Genomic DNA, 18,107 nt, shown 5'->3' with positions numbered 1-18,107 from the left:
TATTATAACTCTATGAATAACTTATTAAATTAATTTATTACAAAGGATTAAGATCAAATGAAGAATTTCATTCTACTTATACTAGTTTCTTATTGTGGCACGAATCAGCTTACGGCTCAGGATGGCTGGTTTCTACAAAGCCCGTTTCCAACGACTTATCATCTTTATGATATTTCTGTAATTGATCCGAATATTGTTGTAATGGTTGGAGAACAGGGTAGTATTTTAAGAACGAATGATGGGGGTTATTCATGGCAAACTCAATATTTTTTCAATGGTATTGATTTGAAATCAGTTCAATTTCTTGATGAGAATATGGGCTGGACTGTAGGAACGGCTGGATTATACATTAGGACTACAAATGCAGGAGTTACCTGGCTGTCTAGTTTTCTTGCTCCGAACGATTTAGAATCCATTTTTTTATTAACCAAGAAACCGGCTGGATTGGGGGTGCTGATGGAATTATTTTGAAATCAACTAATGGTGGTTTGAATTGGGAACCCTTGATTAGTGGAACTAACGATGATATATTGAGTTTGTTTTTTATTGACAGTACAAAGGGCTGGGCTGCGGGAGTCAACCAAGTTTTAAGAACGGTTGATGGCGTAAATTGGGTTAAAGAAACAATTAATGGGATAACTTTTAAGTCTATTTTTTTTACAGACAGCCTCAATGGCTATGCTGTTGGGCAAGATGGACAAATAGCGAATTCAAATGATGGTGGAATTACCTGGATTGTCCAAGTTGTTGGTTCCGCTGATTTTGAATCTATTTATTTTATCGATGATTTGACGGGTATTGTAGTTGGTTCTGAAGGATCCTGTTATAGAACTACCAATGGCGGAATTACCTGGTATCATATTCAAACTGGTTCAGATATGAATCTTTACTCAATAGATTTTGGAGATACTCTAAATGGTTGGATCGTAGGCGATTTTGGAACACTTATTAAATCAGTTGATGCAGGTCTGAGCTGGAATTTACAATCAAATGGAACTCCCCATGCGATGAAGAGTGTATTTTTTATCGATAATGATTTAGGCTGGGCAGTTGGAAATAATGGCACAATTCTAAAAACTACGAATGGAGGCACTAACTGGACAACAAAATCATTTGGGGAATTCACTACTATTTATTCAGTTTTTTGTTAACAAAGATACTGGTTATAGTGTAGGGAGCGGTGGATTCATTCGTAAGACAACTAATGGCGGTGAAAACTGGGGAGTACAAAATAGCGGTACAGGAAATAATCTGTTATCGGTTCATTTTATAAATTCTGATACTGGTTGGGCAGTAGGTCAGTATAATACTATTAGAAAGACTACCGATGGTGGAGCCTCTTGGTTCAGTCAGCAAATTGAGTCAATGTCTTTGTTCGGTCAGCAGATTGAGTCAATCTCCTGGTATTATGCAGTTTATTTTATAGATGGAAATAATGGCTTTATCGGTGAGGGGCCTAATCTTGGTCGATTGTACAGAACTACAGACGGAGGTTCTACATGGAACACTGTTAATGAAAGCATTACCTATTCAATTAGAGATATTTTCTTTGTTAATAATCTCACTGGCTGGGCAGTAGGTTTTGCAGATCTTAATCAAACTATTAGTAAAACAACTGATGGCGGACTATCATGGTTTAATCAGCCTACTGAAATTTCTATTTCACCTATTTCTGTTTATTTTATTGACTCTAATCATGGATGGCTATGTAGTACAGTAGGTAGAATTTTCAGTACAATTGATGGCGGAGTTTCATGGCAATCACAAGATACGCCAACTGACGTAACTTTAAATGAAATCTATTTTACAGATATAAGCACTGGATGGTCAGTTGGTGAACAAGGTATTATACTAAAAACCTTAACTGGTGGAACTATACCGGTCGAACTAACATCCTTTACGGGTACAGCACAGCATAATTATGTTTCCCTAAACTGGCAAACAGCAACGGAGACAAACAACAGCGGGTTTAAGATAGAAAGAAAACAAGTCGGCAGTCCTCAGTCTTCAGTCGGCAATCAGGACTGGAATCAAATTGCATTCGTTCCAGGGTTTGGTACTACTACCGAACCAAAAAGTTATTCTTTCATTGATGAAAATCTTTCTTCGGGTAAATATCAATACAGATTAAAACAAATTGATTTTGATGGATCGTTTGAATATTCAAACACGGTTGAAGTTGAAGTTTCTACTCCTGTTAAGTTTGCACTTGAACAAAACTACCCTAACCCCTTCAACCCAAGCACAGTTATCTCTTACTCACTGCCGCAAAAGGAATTTGTGTCAATAAAAGTAATTGATATACTCGGAAGGGAAGTGGCAACTCTTGTGAACGAAGTAAAACCTGCTGGCAAGTTTGAAGTAGAATTTGATGCTTCATCATTAGCAAGCGGAGTTTATGTTTACCAGATAAAAGCCGGAAGTTTTACAACTTCTAAAAAGATGTTATTGACAAAGTGATGTTGGAATAATACTTACTTAAATTAGAGTTTCAATGTATAAAGTTTAGATATATTAAATTAAGAGGAGAAAGATCATCACAATCTATTTGTCAACTATCAAAATTAATGACATATTTAATTATAGTGTTATCCAAATGGGAAAGATTTTGAGTTGAATGTTTATTTTGCAGATGTTTGCCAATAATCTTGACAGAATATTCGACGAAACAGAAATATTTATAACTAACAGGAGGAATAATATGAGAACTATTACGCAAATATTTTGTACATTTTTAATATGTATGAGTACACAAGTATTTTCGCAGTTACACACATTCAAGACAGAGAACGTATTTATAGTTGCTATTGATGGTCTAAGGAACAATGAAGGTTTTGAATCTGAAAATCTTAACCTTCCTTTGATGTGGGATAGCCTTCGTCCGCAGGGAACTATCTACACAAAGTTTTTTAACACTGGAATAACAATTACAAACGCTGGTCATTCAACCATCGCCACCGGAGTCAGACAGATTTTAGTGAATAATTGCCCCATTGAGACATTAGTAAGGCCCAAGGAGCCGACAATTTTTGAATATTATCGCAAAGCTCTTGATGTACCAAAGGAAAAAACTTACTTTGTAAATGGTAAGTACTGTAAGTTAGCTTATCCGGTCAGCATCTACCCAGGATTTGGAATGGATATCGAACCCACATTAGTAAATTTAGCAAACACAGAGAATGATCTGAATGTTTGGGATTCCACAATATCAGCAATTGATCGTGATCATCCTTCTCTATGTTATATTCTCTTCGGTCAGGTTGATCATCAAGGTCATAGAGGTGATACTACAAAATACTTAGGTGCAATACGTCAGGCTGATTCATTGGTCTTTGAACTATGGAATAAAATACAAAGTGATCCGGTTTATGCAAATAAAACTACAATGATTGTTACCTCCGATCATGGCCGACATGATGAACAACATGGGGGTTGGTATTCTCACGGAGACTATTGTCACGGATGCAGGCACATTATTTTCTTAGCTATCGGCCCGGATATTAAAACAAATACAATCATTGATGTACCTAGGGACCAAATAGATATTGCTCCAACTGTAGGAAAACTTCTGGGCTTTTCAACACCATTAGCACAAGGAACTGTTTTGACAGAAATGTTAACCGACACCCCCCAGCAGCCTATCGCCACAGTGAATTCACCAAATAATTATTTTCAAGAGTTAGATATCAGCAATAGCTCGGGATTCACTATGTCAAATTCGATTGCTGTTCAGAATGAAATCATTAATGTAGTCTTTTCAGATAATACTGGCGGCGAGAATAATATCTACAATACAAGAAGTGAAAATGACGGTGAATCTTGGTCAACTCCGCAACTCATTTTTACAGGTTCAGAGGAATTTTATTCTGAGCCTGTTATTATTAGTATCAGTGACACTAGTCTATTCACAGTTACATCAGGATATGAGTATAATAATATTGATAACACATACACTTGGTTTTTAAGTGGGATTCGAAGCATGGATTTTGGGAGGAGTTGGCAAACTAATACGGTTCTGGATTCCGGAACAACAGTCAGTGTCAGACCTTCATTAAGTTCTGATTATAAGCAGCTTGTAAATGCAGTTTGGTTAGATTATCACGGATTGAAAAGTTTCCTCAGTACTGATGGAGGAACAACATTTGCACTTAGTGGGCAAATCACCGTTTCTGACGGATACGCAGTTTCTCCATCAAGTATATACATTGGTAAGTCTTTTTATACTACCTGGCAGTCTCTTGATGAATCCAACCAGTTCAGGGATATTTGGTTTGACCGCAAACCTTGGTCAACAGATATTAAAATCACAGAAAATAATTTCAACAGTTATTCCTATGAGCCTTCACTTTGCTCGGATAAAGATAGTTCACTTAATCTCGTATATGCTCACATGATTGATGCAGCTTCATCAAATCACTGGGCGATTTATTACACACGTAGCACGGATTTAGGTTCCACTTGGGAGGATGCAAAAAATATCTCTGGCAATCTAGTATCATTTTCCCCTATCATCAAGTCATCCGATAATGGAAATCTTGTTTCAGTATGGGCATCATATTCAGATAATCTATGGAGTATCTGGGGTTCTTTTTCTGTAGATGGCGGATCGAATTGGGTCTCGCCTTTTCCGATTACAACATCTCAAAACTTTTCTCTTGACCCAGATTTTTCAGTAAGAGGTGATACATTATATTTGACTTGGCAGGATATGCGAGGCGGTAATATGGATATATTTTTTAAAAAATTTGTTATTGATTCGGTTACCGACATTGAATTTGAAAATTTAACAAATGTTGATCAAAAAGAGTTTTCACTGAAACAGAACTACCCCAACCCTTTTAATCCGAGTACAGTAATCTCTTACTCGCTGCCGCAAAAAGAGTTTGTGACAATAAAAGTAATTGATATACTCGGAAGGGAAGTGGCAACTCTTGTGAACGAAGTAAAACCTGCTGGCAAGTTTGAAGTAGAATTTGATGCTTCATCATTAGCAAGCGGAGTTTATGTTTACCGGATAAAAGCCGGAAGTTTTACAACTTCAAAGAAGATGCTGTTGACAAAGTGATGTTGGAATAATACTCACATAATTTATTTATTAACCCCGCTCAGCAATGACGGGGTTTTTATACTCTTACTCGGTATTCAATTCAATTGAATTCAATCTCTAATTTTTATCTTTCAAAATCTATTTTCAATGATTATAATAACAATAAAAAAATAAAAAGATATATGAAGCATAAAATTTTACTGATTTTTGTTTTACTTACTTTTACTTCAATACTTTTGGCACAGGAAGAGCGAAAAGTATTAGTTGAAGTCTTTACTAACTCACATTGTCCAAGCTGTCCTAACGCCCATAATGTTCTGGAAGCTTATTTGGCTGACAGTAACGGTGCTAAAATAAGTTTTATTTATTATCACATGATTTACCCGTATTCAGATGATCCTCTTTATGAACAAAGTATGGAAGATTCGGACGCTCGCAATGAATATTACTCACCCGTACCTTTCACCCCTCAAGGTTGGTTTGATAGTTTTCATCAGGGAAGCACCACTACCTGGAAATCAAGTCTTGACACTTTCGTTACAAAAGATAGCCCATTAAGAATTCAATTGAATGGGACGAAGAGTAGCACACAGTTCAATATCAACGCCAAACTAACTCGTACCGGAAATATTTCTGAACCCGATCTTGTAATACATTTTGTGGTTGCAGAAGATATTTATTTCGATGGAAGAAATTCTATCTCATATCATAAACAAGTAATGAGAAAAATGCTGCCAACTTCAGATGGCGAATCATTTACGATAGATCTGAATGAAGAGAAAGATTTTACACAGACAATTGATTTAGATGAATTGTGGGATGTGGATAGTTTAAGTGTTATTGTCTTTGTACAAAGTAATGCATCAAAGAGAGTCTATCAATCGGAAACAATAAATTATTCTTCACTGACAATTACAAGTATTGATGAAGAGGGAGAGACTCCAACTGAGTTTACACTTGAGCAAAACTACCCTAATCCATTTAATCCTACAACAAAAATAAAATTTACAATTCCCACTTCCTCTGAATTTCTTTCTGAGGGGGAAGGGAAGGAAGGCAGGGGTGGTTTACTGTGCTTAAAGTTTTTGATGTCTTAGGCAATGAAGTATCAACGCTCGTAAACGAAATAAAATCCTCAGGAATATATGAAGTGGAGTTTGATGCATCTTATTTTCCAAGCGGCATATATTTTTACCAACTGCGAGCCGGAGATTTTGTCGTATCGAAAAAAATGACGTTAATCAAATGAAATGTATAGTAATCAAGATACCTTCAGATATCATTTTTAAGAACGATTTTCAACTGCCGTGATAGATATCCATATTTGATATGTCAATGAAAAATTCATTAGATATTATAAGTATTTTTAATTTAATTTATGTCTGTAAATAATAATTTAGATCAGTTACATTATAAAAAGCGTTGTGTTTTTTTCTAAAGATCACAAAGTCAAGTATCCACTTAATTAGACTTAACGTAAAAGGCGTATAAATGAAAACTAAAAAATTAATTAAAATCTTTTTAATGGCTTTATCCGGCTCCATTGGCAGCATATTAATGGGAATCATCTTTTTGGGTTTTGTAATCTTTACGCCCTCAACTCCCTCCTTTCAATTTGTAACCTTTGGTTTTTTCGGTGCATTATTCTTCAGCCTATTTGAATACAATTTTTTAAAAGAACAGATATTGGTATTTATTGTTATCCTTGTTTTACAATTAGTAATCTTCTCCGGCAGGTATATTAATCTCGATTTAGTTATCAGGGATTTATTCTTTTTAGGAAGTCTATTTATATCAATATTATTATATCAAAAATTCATTAAGCGTTATACCCGGTTAAAGCTTTACATAAGAAGTTTAGCACTGGTAGTGATTTATGCTTTATTAAATATTTTATTTGGTCTGCTTGTCTTTATAATAAACACAAACAACATCTCCCTTGAACCTCGGTTGATTTACTTGTTTGCACGAAACGCTATATTGATTGGACTTGGTATTGGATTAGGGGTTGATTTTTATATTCAGAATAAAGCATTTTTATTTAATCTTTTAAGAATAAACTCATTAAAATCAATATAGCAGTAGATCGAGAATAAATATTTGCAACAGCGATGCAAATTGAAAGAGTAAAATTATGGGAACAGTAGTATTTATAATCTTTGCCCTCTTAATCATCTCAGTTACAATATATTTTACACTAAAGAATAAAAATCATTGCCCAAATTGTAATAGCACTGACATTGTGTGCACCGGGAAAAAGATTTACGAAGAAGACCCACAAATAGCTGTTTACGGTTCTCCAAGCTCCTATCATAGACTGGAATATAAATGTAAAAATTGTGATCATCTGTTCTGGGAAAAACAAAGGGCAGTAATCTTTAACTGAGTATAATTTTACTCAATGGTGAAGCCTTTAAAAAATCTGAAGACTATGAAAAAATATTTTATCCCATTTTTAGCTGTGGCATTATTAAACCTTTCCTGTTATTCGTATTATGAAGTGTCCAAAGATGATTTAATTAAATCGGGGGAGTATGACATTTCAAAGATTGATTTAAAAAATAAAAATATAATACATTTGGACGATTTTGAATACTCCCGCCTTATAGTTCAGGACAGTATTGTTGTGGTTAAATTGGATCGTTTAGATCAACAATTTAATATTGCTGAAGTTGAGAAGTTTTATGAAAGTAAATTTAATTTTGTGAAAACATTATTTCTAAGTGCGGGTGGACTTTATCTAACATTATTTTTATTAGGGTTAATGTTTGCTTCACGTTTTAAAACTTAGATATGTTAAATTTAAAAAATTGTTAAAATAAAAGTCCTTCGCCCTTTGAATTGTGCATTAATTTCAAGAATACGAAATAGCAAAGTATTGCATTATGGGATTGTCGTGTATAATGTATTAGAGATAACATTATTTTAAATGATGTCATTTAAGCTGCCATTATTTAAGATTTTAATATTTTTCTTTGCATTAAATAATAATTCTTGCAAGGGCGAGTATATAAAAGCTTACCAACCAAAATAGGTAAGGTTTTCATACTTTCTGCTTAGCATCAGTCCGTGAACTAACTTATGCCTAATTTTTCATTGATGATCAAAAAATGAATTGGGCGGAACGAGTATTATAGGAAGGAGATTTTTTATGGCAACAAAAATAAAAATCGTCACCACAGGGGATTTTCTTGAAGTAACTCCTGATGGAATAATTAACTTGAAAACAAGCAGGCAGCTACTTGTTGATATTGCAAAGTCTGAGCATGAACCTGTAGATTACGATCTGCTTATTGATTTCAGGGATACAAAATGGCAGATGTCAACGTTTGATTTGTATCAGCTTGCACAGGAACTTGTTTTGCATGGTAACACATTTCGTAATAAAGTCGCTCTTCTCGTGAATCCGGGAGTTAATTTTGACTCCGCAGAGTTCCTCGAAACATGCTCTCATAACCGTGGATTCTTCGTAGATGCTTTTATAGACTTCGAAAATGCAATGCGCTGGATTCTTGCTTCTGAAGATGCGCCAAAAAATAATGTCATTCCCGATAAGGGGAGGGCAAATGAAGTTAAATAGTGGAAATTTATAAGATATCTTTCTGAAAATGATAGTACGTTGAAGCAAATTTAGATTTGAATTGTTAAATATTAATGTTATCATCACGTTGTAGTTTTAAGAATAGTCTTTAATCTTATTCTAAATGCGTTTATCCTCATTTTGTCGGCTACCTGTCACTTTTAGATATCTATAATTACTTATTATTATAATGTAATAATTCGTTCAAATGATCTGACCTTTAATCATTCACTTATTCCAAGAGGCTTTTATGTTATTGAACAGTACTAAAGTCAGAGAAGCACTTTTTAACTCATTAATAATGTTTTTTTGTCTGATAACATTCTCATTTGAGGGGCAGAGTATTTTCCCTGATTTCGCACTCCCAACTAAATTTCAGGACTCATATTTAGGACATTTTAAACGTGGTCGAGCTAATATTGCTGCTGATTTTAATCTTGATGGAAAAATTGATTATTATATCGGCAACCCCAGTGATGAATCATATGTTTTGATAAATAACTCTACACCGGATCGTATTCAATTTCGACCGGGACCAGTTTTGCTATCCGGTGATCTTGCATGGGGTGGTGTAGCCTTTGATTATGACAATGATGGAGATTATGATCTCTTTATTTCTTGTGGTGCTAATGAAGGAATCGGATTTGATTATTTATTTAGAAATGACTGGATACTTAACGGAGTGGTGACAGGTAGATTAAGTTTCAAAGATGTAACTTCTACTGCCGGAGTTGCGGGTCCGATCCCTGGCAGCAGCCCAAGGTTTAATCCTACTTTTAATTCAAAACAATTTCTGCCGGATAATATTGACTTATCAGGTGATTGTGGAGGAAATGTTTCTTTTGTTTTTGATACAGTTTACCACAAAGGAAATTATGATGGTCCGGGTAGTCCAATAATGACTGCAAGCGCAAACGCTGTTGTTGCTGACTACGATCAGGATGGTGATGATGATTTATTTGTAAACGGTAATATAGTATCGAATTCCAATCCTGACTATCCTGAATTAATCGGCAGAAATACTCTTTACCGAAACAACAGTGATGGAACATTTACCGATGTAACTTTTGAGGCCGGACTAGCAGGTAGTCTTTTACCAACAAGAAATTCCACATTTTTAGATTATGATAATGATGGTGATGCCGATCTTTATGAAAATAATTTAAACTATCAGAATATTTTATGGCGCAATAACGGTGATGGCACTTTTACCGATGTAACGGTAGCGGTTTCAACAAATAATGATATCAGTTATCCTCATTCTTCTTTTGGAAGCGGCGCTTCTGATATTAACAATGATGGCTGGGAAGATATTATTGCATTTATGCGAACCAATACGGATGAGGGAAGCCCTTATGCGCCCGGTCATGCAGTGTTCCTAAATAGATTTGGCAATCAATTTTTTAATGCAGCAGCAGAAATGGGAATAAACTTAGGTTATGAGTCGATTGGTGCGAATGGAGTTATGGGTTGCATGGTGGGTGATCTAAATGGCGATGGAGTTCCTGATTTTTATATCGGCAACGGAGGTCCTGGCTCTGGCACCGCCGATAAATTATTTATGAGCTCTGCGGGTTCATTTGAATTGTCAGTTCCGACTTACGATGATTATACTTCATACATTGATTACCCGTCAAATATCCCGGCAGGATTACCTGTGCCTCCGTATCCTTATAGAACTCACGGAGTTAATTTTACAGATGTCAATGATGACGGAATTCTTGAGATAACAGTTGTTAATGGGGGAACTGCCTCTGCAGGTGATTCTGTTCAGGAGCCAAACAGGTTATTTATGTTGAATTCGTTAATCACGTATAATTATTTTATGGTTCAGCCTGTTGGTGATGGAGTCTCAGTTAGTAAAGACGCGATCGGTACCAGATTTGCCCTTACTATTAGTGATAGGGAGAGGAATGTGAGAACAATTTATAGAACTCTTTTTGGCGGCAGTTGCTTCTCAGCACAAAATGGTTTCTATGTGCACTTTGGAATTGGTTCTGCGGATACTATTGAGGAATTAAAAATCACATGGCCAGACGGAACGGTAACAGTTATTACTTCCGGATTGGCAATTAATACAAAAAATGTAGTTAATTATTTAACGGGAAGTAATATCGTATTGAATAAAGACACTAACCCAAATATTGAAATTGGTGATTTATCATATGAATTAAATCAAAATTATCCGAACCCTTTTAATCCGAGTACAATCATTAAATATCAAGTTCCGGCAGAAGGTGAAGTACAATTAATTATTTACGATGGACTCGGTAAACAAGTCGCATCTTTAGTAAATCAAGTTCAATCTCCTGGATCGTATGAAATAAATTTTGATGCAAAAGATTTATCCAGCGGAATTTATTTTTATCAGCTTCGAGCTGGTTCGTTTAATCAAATAAAAAAAATGATCTTGCTCAAATAATTTTAAACATTACTTCTATTAATACTAAACGCACGCTATGAATTTTATAAATAGCGTGCGTTTTTATTTTGAACCTTCCATTCAGTTATTCTTTCCATCCATCAAAATATATCAGTAGAAAATTGGGATAAAAACGGTTTGTCCATTATTTTATTCCATTATTTCTAATGAATTATTAAATGATAATTAAACTGACATCTAATTAATTTTTTACCAAACAAATCCGGGTTGCAATCATGTCAAAAACTATTACTGTAATTTTATTTTGCCTCTCTTTGATTTTTTCTTCGATAGATTTTGCACAAGAAAAATCAGAAACCGATTCACTTAAAAATATTTCATTATCAGGTTTGTCATTCCGCAGTATTGGTCCTGCTGTAACCGGCGGGCGGGTGATTGACATTGCCGTCAATCCATTTAATCACAGTGAATATTATGTTGCCTCCGGTCACGGTTCATTATGGAAAACTACAAACAACGGTATAACATTCGCTCCGGTCTTCGATGGAAATAAATCTTATGCAATCGGTGCGGTTAAAATTGATCCGACGAATCCTAATATAGTTTGGGTTGGAACAGGCGAAAATAATAATCAATATAATGTAATTTATGGCGATGGAATTTATAAAAGTGAGGATGGGGGAAAAACCTGGAAAAATATGGGACTTACCAGTTCTGAACATATCGGCGGAATCGCAATTGATCCTACAAACTCTAATATTGTTTATGTAGCAGCTATGGGCTCATTAAGAAATTCCGGCGGAGACAGAGGAATCTACAGAACAACAGACGGAGGAAAAAATTGGGAAAAATCTTTAAGCATTAGTGAATTTACAGGTTGTAATAAAGTTTTTATTGATCCGCGTTATTCTAATATCATTTATGCAGTAGCTCATCAGCGAATGAGAAATCTTTACACCGGCGTTTACGGCGGACCGGAAAGCGGAATTTATCGAAGTACAGACAGCGGTGCTACATGGGATAAATTAAAAGGAGGCTTACCTTCAGAGGATGTGGGAAGAATCGGTATTGCTATTTCGCCTGTTAATCCCGATTATGTTTATGCAATAGTTGAAGCAACTGAAAAAGATAAAGGATTTTACAAAAGCACAGACCGCGGCGCAAGCTGGACTAAACAGAGCAGTTACATTTCTTCTTATGCTTTTTATTTCCAAAATTTATATTGTGATGTAAGTGATGTTGACAGAGTTTATAGTGATGATGTTCTCATTCAGGTTACTGAGGATGGTGGAAAAACATGGAGAAATTTAGGTGATAAAAACAAACACGTAGATAATCATGCAATCTGGATAGATCCTGATAATAATTTGCATTTACTTGCCGGCTGTGATGGCGGAGTTTACGAAACTTTCGATCAAGGTAAAGAGTGGGATTTCAAATCAAATATTCCTATTGCAGAAATTTATAAAGTTACTACGGATAACGATGATCCATTTTATAATGTTTATATCGGGACTCAAGATAACAATAGTCTCGGCGGACCTTCGCGCACAATTAATTCGAGTGGAATCACTAACTCCGACTGGCTTTTCACAAATGCCGGCGATGGGTTTGAGTCTCAAGTTGATTGGAAAAACCCAAATATAATTTATGCTCAATCACAAAATGGTGGACTGGTACGCTTCGATAAAAAAAGCGGTGAAAATCTTTTCATCAAACCACAGGATTTTGCTGACACGGCTTACCGTTTTGATTGGGATGCTGCACTTTTAATTTCAAAACATGACAATAAACGTCTGTACTTTGGAGGCAATAAGCTGCTTCGCTCAGATGACATGGGAAGCACGTGGAGAGAAATCAGTCCTGATCTTACACGCGGTGTTCCGAAAGAAATGCAGAAACTCATGGGACAAAGTTGGAGTATTGATCAACTTGCACGTAAAAGTGCAAATGCTAATATCGTTACAATTGCCGAATCACCACTTGACGAAAATATTTTGTTTGTCGGCTCTGCTGATGGATTGATTCACTACACAACGGATGGCGGAATAAATTGGAATCGTTCAACAATCAGTGGTTTACCTGATTATGCAAGGGTTCATCAAATAATCGCATCTAATCATGATAAGCTTGTGGCGTATGCATCTTGCCATAACATGGTTGGGGGAGATTATCACCCTTATTTATACAAAACAATTGACGGCGGAAAGACATGGTTCCCAATCAATACTAATCTTCCTGAAAAGGGAAGTACATACACTATTGCAGAAGATCACGTTGAAAAGAATTTACTCTTCGTGGGAACTCAGTTTGGGATATATTTCTCAAACGATGGGGGAAGCGAATGGTTAGCATTGAATACCGGAATTCCACCGGCAAGTATTATGGATATGGAAATCCAAAAAAAGGAAAATGATCTTGTCGTTTCTACATTTGGACGTGGTGTTTATATTTTGGATGATTACTCACCGCTTCGATACTTATCTCAAGAAACTTTAAATAAAGATGCAGAGATATTCCCGGTAAAAGATGCTTTAATGTTTGTGGAAGCAAATCCTTTGGGTTTTAAGGGAGTAGCATTTCAAGGATCGGGATTTTATTCCGCACAAAATCCTGAGGTAGGTGCAGTATTCACTTACTATATTAAAGATGAGTACAAATCCTTAAAAGAAAAAAGAAGAGAAAATGAGAAAGAAATTCAAAAGAATGGAGGAGATATAAAATATCCTGATTATAACACCTTAAAAGCTGAGTCGGAAGAATCTGAGGCTTACATGTTATTTACAATTACAGATGAGAATAAAAATATTGTGCGCAAAATAAAATCTGACATTAAAAAAGGAGTGAATAGAATCGTTTGGGATTTTAGATATGCGCCATTCACTCCTTTATCGCTGACTCCGTTTGATTCCTCGATTCCATGGAATGAACCTGATAAAGGTTTTATGGTAGTCCCGGGCAAATATTATGTATCACTTTCAAAATATGAAAACCAAAAATTTACTGAGCTCGTGCCTCCAAAGGAATTTATTTGTAAGCCGCTTAATGTCGTTTCAATTCCTGCAGAAGATAAAATTGTACTTGATTCTTTCAACAAAAAAGTTGCTGAGTTAACAAGAGCCATTACAGGTGCTGATGCATTTCGTAAAGAGTTAGTTGATAAACTTACTTATTTAAAGAAGGCTGCTATCGAATCTGCGGAAATTCCAACTGATACTTATGAAAACATTCTAAAAATTGGATCAGATTTAACTGAATTAAATAAAAAACTGAATGGCGATCAGCTCAGAGCACGTTACGAAGGGGCTGCACCTACCTCAGTAAAAGAACGAGTGGAAACAATTACTTATGCTTTATGGAGTACAACAGCTTCTCCGACAAATACATTTATAAAATCTTATGATGCAGCAGCAAGTAAGTTTGGTGAAATACTTCATTCACTAAAATTAATTGAAGAGAAGGTAAAACAGATCGAATTAATTCTTGAAACCCACGGTGCTCCATACACACCGGGCAGATTTCCGGAGTGGAGGAGAGATTAATCTTTAATTTCTTTAATATTATGAAAAGCCTTTATTTAACTCTTTCAGCTTGCCTGATTATTATGGTTAACCAAGGTTATGCTCAGAATACAACAAATAGTTATTCTGTTGACAAGCAGTTGCTTGCTGATTCAGTGCGGAACGAATTTCTTCACACATGGAATTCGTACAAGCAATTTGCCTGGGGTCATGATGAATTGAAACCATTGTCAAAGTCATTTCGAGACTGGCATTCGGCTTCTTTATTGATGACTCCTATTGATGCCCTTGATGTTATGTACTTGATGGAACTGGATGAGGAAGCCGAATCAACTAAAAATTTTATTATAGAAAATTTATCTTTTGATAAGGATATTTTTGTTAAGAATTTCGAAATAACAATTCGATTGCTCGGTGGGCTGCTTAGTAATTTCCAACTTTCCGGTGATAGTCGTCTCCTCACTCTTGCAGAAGATCTTGGAAAGAGACTTTTGCCTGCTTTCAATTCTCCGACGGGAATGCCTTATATGTTTGTCAATCTTAAAACCGGCGAAGTAAAAGGTGATGTAAGCAATCCCGCAGAAATTGGAACATTGTTAATAGAGTTTGGAACACTAAGTAAATTAACCGGTAATCCGATTTATTTTGATAAAGCTAAACGGGCGTTGGTAGAATTATATAATCGCCGATCACCAATCGGACTTGTTGGTTCAAGCATTTCAGTTACCTCTGGAATTTGGGTGGATGGAACAAGTCACATAAGCGGGGGGATAGATTCTTACTATGAGTACTTGTTAAAGTGTGCGATCCTTTTTGATGATGAAGATTGCTTAAAAATGTGGCAAACCAGTATTGAAGCAATAGACAAATATCTTTCTCATGAAACTCAAACCGGTTTATGGTACGGGCAGGTTAATATGTTCAGAGGAGAAATTACCTCAACACGTTACGGTTCATTGGATGCTTTTTTTCCAGCTGTACTTGCTTTAAGCGGCGATGTTGAGAAAGCTGCCCGGCTGCAAAAATCATCAGATCTGATGTGGAGGACTTTTGGAATTGAACCAGAGGAGATTGATTACTATCAAATGAAAGTAACTTTTCCAAGTTATCACCTTCGACCGGAGATAATCGAATCAGCTTATTATCTTTATCATTTCACCGGCGATTCTATCTATTTAAATATGGGTAAGCATTATTTTGAAAGCTTGATTAAATACTGCCGTACTGAAAATGGTTATTCAGCGTTGAAAAATGTAGAGACAAAAGAAAAGACTGATGAAATGGAAAGTTTCTTCCTCGCAGAGACATTAAAATATCTCTATTTACTTTTTGCGGATCAGGAAGTAACAGATTTTTCAAAAGTAATCTTTAATACCGAAGCTCATCCCATCTGGAAAACCTGGGAGTAAAAATATTGAGGTTAATACATAAAAAAAAACGCGGGCTATTAACCCGCGTCCACTAACTGAAAGGAGGAAGGACAAAATTATAGGGAGGTTCCAAGTTTAATTCTAAAGTTCACAAAAATTGATGTGATACCAAAACTTCCATCTTTTACGTGCGACAGAATTACTCCGGGACCTATTGCAACTGAACTGAAACTCCAATAATCAAAAATCTTTTGTACAAGTACGTCTGCTACAAATTGATTTTGTCGAACTGGCGAATTGAACATTGCGTCAAATCTAAAATCAAAAGTGCTGCCTGCCAGTGATAGTTCTCGACCAGTATAACCGATGTGCCATTCTTGAAGAAATTGTCCGAAATATACTTTACCTCTTGTTGAACCTAAGACAGAAATTGGATACCTAAATTCCCAGTTGAAAAATTCACCATCCACAAGATACGGTTGATATTTGATTGATCCATCGAGATTTAATACGATTGCATCTTTATTCACTGAGTCATGTGTGTAATCTAGTATCTGACTCGGGCTAAATTTTTTAGTTGTTTTGAAAAAACCAACTTCGAAAAAATTACCGATAGGAATTACGTATCCAAAATGGTATGCTTCCGTAACAAATAAATTGTTATGATTATTAACATCTTTTTGCTGGGTCATTGCATCAACGCCGGTGATAAAACCGCCGTAAAAGCCAAGTATGTGGAAATTAAATTCCGCAAAATTGGACTCAAGAACACCTGAATAAGGGGTTCCAAAACCAAAAGATAGTCCAACATCTTTCTTCAAAGAGAAACCAAATCGTTCACCGCCTTGAAACTGCACAAATGGATTAATGTATCCAAGAGTAGGAGAAATCTGGAAAGGGAAGGGGGTCAAGAATTTTACTGACTCTCAATCTTTCCAATACTCTTGTAAACACAGAGCCGTAGTGGATGCTTTCTTCGAGATTAATTTTAAAAGGATAAGTAATAATTCTTGCTCTTATTCCCGGAGATAATGCAAGGAATGGGTAAAGAGCACCTTTTATAGAAACGGTTTGATTATTAGCATCTCTAAGATCGGCTATAATTTCTGCTTTTGGGTCAGGGGGATCTATAAATAATTCAGTTTGAATTTGAATAAACAAACTATCATCCAAAGGTTCCATTTGGAAATAGTTAATTATTTCTTCCTCATCCTGCGCATAAAGATACCCGGATCCAGGAAGAATAAATAATGCAATTAATATAAATGTGATTAAGATGTATCTCATTTTTAGTCCTACAATTAGTTTCAATCAAAAGTAATTTCTACACTAATTAGTAATTTATAAATTAGCTAAGTGTAAATCTTACAAGTATATTTTAACAAGGCTTTAATATCATAAAAAATACTTCCATTTTGCACTCTTTTTTATGATCAACACTTCCAAATATCGAAAATCATACCAAAGAATTTAGTAAAGAAGGGATTCCATAACTTGAAGCCGGGTTAATCTTCAAGAGATAGATTAATGGCATAAAATCGAATGACTTCACTACGATCTGACGGACTGAAGTTATGGAACAAGTAATTTCTGAACGAATAACAAGTAAAATGAAAATAATTAAATTTCAATTACCCGTGAATTTTCCAATTGATATTTTTTCTTCGACTTTTCACAGATAGCAACACCGTCTTTATCAAATTTTAATCGCTTGCCGGCTTCACTAACCCAGCCAATAATTTTAGCAGGATTGCCAACAACCAGTGCAAAATCAGGGACATCTTTTGTGACAACAGAACCGGCTCCAATAAATGCAGATTTGCCGATAGTATTTCCGCAAACTATAGTGGCATCTGCTCCAATTGAAGCACCTTCTTTTACTAAAGTTTTTAGATAATATTTAGCCCCAACCTGCGGATATTTACATCGTGGATCAAGTACATTTGTGAACACCATTGATGGTCCGCAAAAAACATAGTCTTCAAGCGTAACACCTTCATAAACAGAAACGTTGTTTTGAATCTTGCAGTAATTTCCAATTTGAACATTGTTTCCAACATTTACATTTTGACCAATTACGCAGTGGCTGCCTATTTTTGCGCCACTTTGTATGTGACTGAAATGCCAGATTTTTGTTGCATCACCAATCTCAACATTGTCATCCACAACCGCATATTTATTAATATAAAATTTCGATTCACTCATT

13 protein-coding genes and 1 pseudogene are annotated in these 18,107 nt (G+C 35.5%); 12 read left to right on the top strand and 2 right to left on the bottom strand.

What is annotated here, in order from left to right:
- Positions 1-57: 57 nt before the first annotated feature.
- From IPH11_11105 to IPH11_11050, 12 genes are all read left to right on the top strand, one after another.
- Positions 58-471, top strand: coding sequence for a hypothetical protein (locus IPH11_11105; protein ID MBK6914156.1), 414 nt, complete (start codon positions 58-60; stop codon positions 469-471).
- Positions 468-1,151 (top strand): hypothetical protein, encoded by a 684-nt coding sequence (locus IPH11_11100; protein ID MBK6914155.1) that lies wholly within the window; start codon positions 468-470, stop codon positions 1,149-1,151. Before IPH11_11105 ends, IPH11_11100 begins: the two co-directional genes overlap by 4 nt.
- The gene (locus IPH11_11095; GenBank protein MBK6914154.1) at positions 1,084-2,460 is read left to right on the top strand and encodes a T9SS type A sorting domain-containing protein; all 1,377 of its coding nucleotides are present in this window, start codon (positions 1,084-1,086) and stop codon (positions 2,458-2,460) included. Before IPH11_11100 ends, IPH11_11095 begins: the two co-directional genes overlap by 68 nt.
- A gap of 241 nt (positions 2,461-2,701) precedes the next feature.
- Positions 2,702-5,065: a T9SS type A sorting domain-containing protein gene (locus IPH11_11090; GenBank protein MBK6914153.1), complete on the top strand. Its 2,364-nt coding sequence runs from the start codon at positions 2,702-2,704 to the stop codon at positions 5,063-5,065.
- Positions 5,066-5,229: 164 nt separating this feature from the next.
- Positions 5,230-6,144: an Omp28-related outer membrane protein gene (locus IPH11_11085; protein ID MBK6914152.1), complete on the top strand. Its 915-nt coding sequence runs from the start codon at positions 5,230-5,232 to the stop codon at positions 6,142-6,144.
- Positions 6,120-6,296 (top strand): T9SS type A sorting domain-containing protein, encoded by a 177-nt coding sequence (locus IPH11_11080; GenBank protein ID MBK6914151.1) that lies wholly within the window; start codon positions 6,120-6,122, stop codon positions 6,294-6,296. The genes IPH11_11085 and IPH11_11080 overlap by 25 nt, the downstream gene beginning before the upstream one ends.
- 242 nt (positions 6,297-6,538) lie before the next feature.
- Positions 6,539-7,126, top strand: coding sequence for a hypothetical protein (locus IPH11_11075; protein MBK6914150.1), 588 nt, complete (start codon positions 6,539-6,541; stop codon positions 7,124-7,126).
- A gap of 352 nt (positions 7,127-7,478) precedes the next feature.
- Positions 7,479-7,838, top strand: coding sequence for a hypothetical protein (locus IPH11_11070; protein MBK6914149.1), 360 nt, complete (start codon positions 7,479-7,481; stop codon positions 7,836-7,838).
- A 360-nt stretch (positions 7,839-8,198) separates the two neighbouring features.
- The gene (locus IPH11_11065; protein ID MBK6914148.1) at positions 8,199-8,627 is read left to right on the top strand and encodes a hypothetical protein; all 429 of its coding nucleotides are present in this window, start codon (positions 8,199-8,201) and stop codon (positions 8,625-8,627) included.
- Between the two features lie 250 nt (positions 8,628-8,877).
- Complete coding sequence (locus tag IPH11_11060) at positions 8,878-11,049, top strand: VCBS repeat-containing protein (protein ID MBK6914147.1); 2,172 nt, start codon at positions 8,878-8,880, stop codon at positions 11,047-11,049.
- A 236-nt stretch (positions 11,050-11,285) separates the two neighbouring features.
- On the top strand, positions 11,286-14,552 hold the full coding sequence (locus IPH11_11055) for a glycosyl hydrolase (GenBank protein ID MBK6914146.1): 3,267 nt from the start codon (positions 11,286-11,288) through the stop codon (positions 14,550-14,552).
- 20 nt (positions 14,553-14,572) lie between these two features.
- Positions 14,573-15,940: a glycoside hydrolase family 47 protein gene (locus tag IPH11_11050; protein MBK6914145.1), complete on the top strand. Its 1,368-nt coding sequence runs from the start codon at positions 14,573-14,575 to the stop codon at positions 15,938-15,940.
- 77 nt (positions 15,941-16,017) lie between these two features.
- Here IPH11_11050 and IPH11_11045 read toward each other — a convergent pair.
- Both IPH11_11045 and IPH11_11040 read right to left on the bottom strand, forming a co-directional pair.
- A pseudogene (locus IPH11_11045) lies at positions 16,018-17,188 on the bottom strand (hypothetical protein).
- 333 nt (positions 17,189-17,521) lie between these two features.
- Positions 17,522-18,106, bottom strand: coding sequence for an N-acetyltransferase (locus IPH11_11040; protein ID MBK6914144.1), 585 nt, complete (start codon positions 18,104-18,106; stop codon positions 17,522-17,524).
- Position 18,107 lies beyond the last annotated feature (1 nt).

The organism is Ignavibacteriales bacterium (assembly GCA_016709155.1).
Taxonomy (GTDB): Bacteria; Bacteroidota; Ignavibacteria; order Ignavibacteriales; family Ignavibacteriaceae; genus JADJEI01.
Note: the sequence above shows the minus strand (reverse complement) of the source record. Positions and strands in the feature narration are given on the sequence as shown.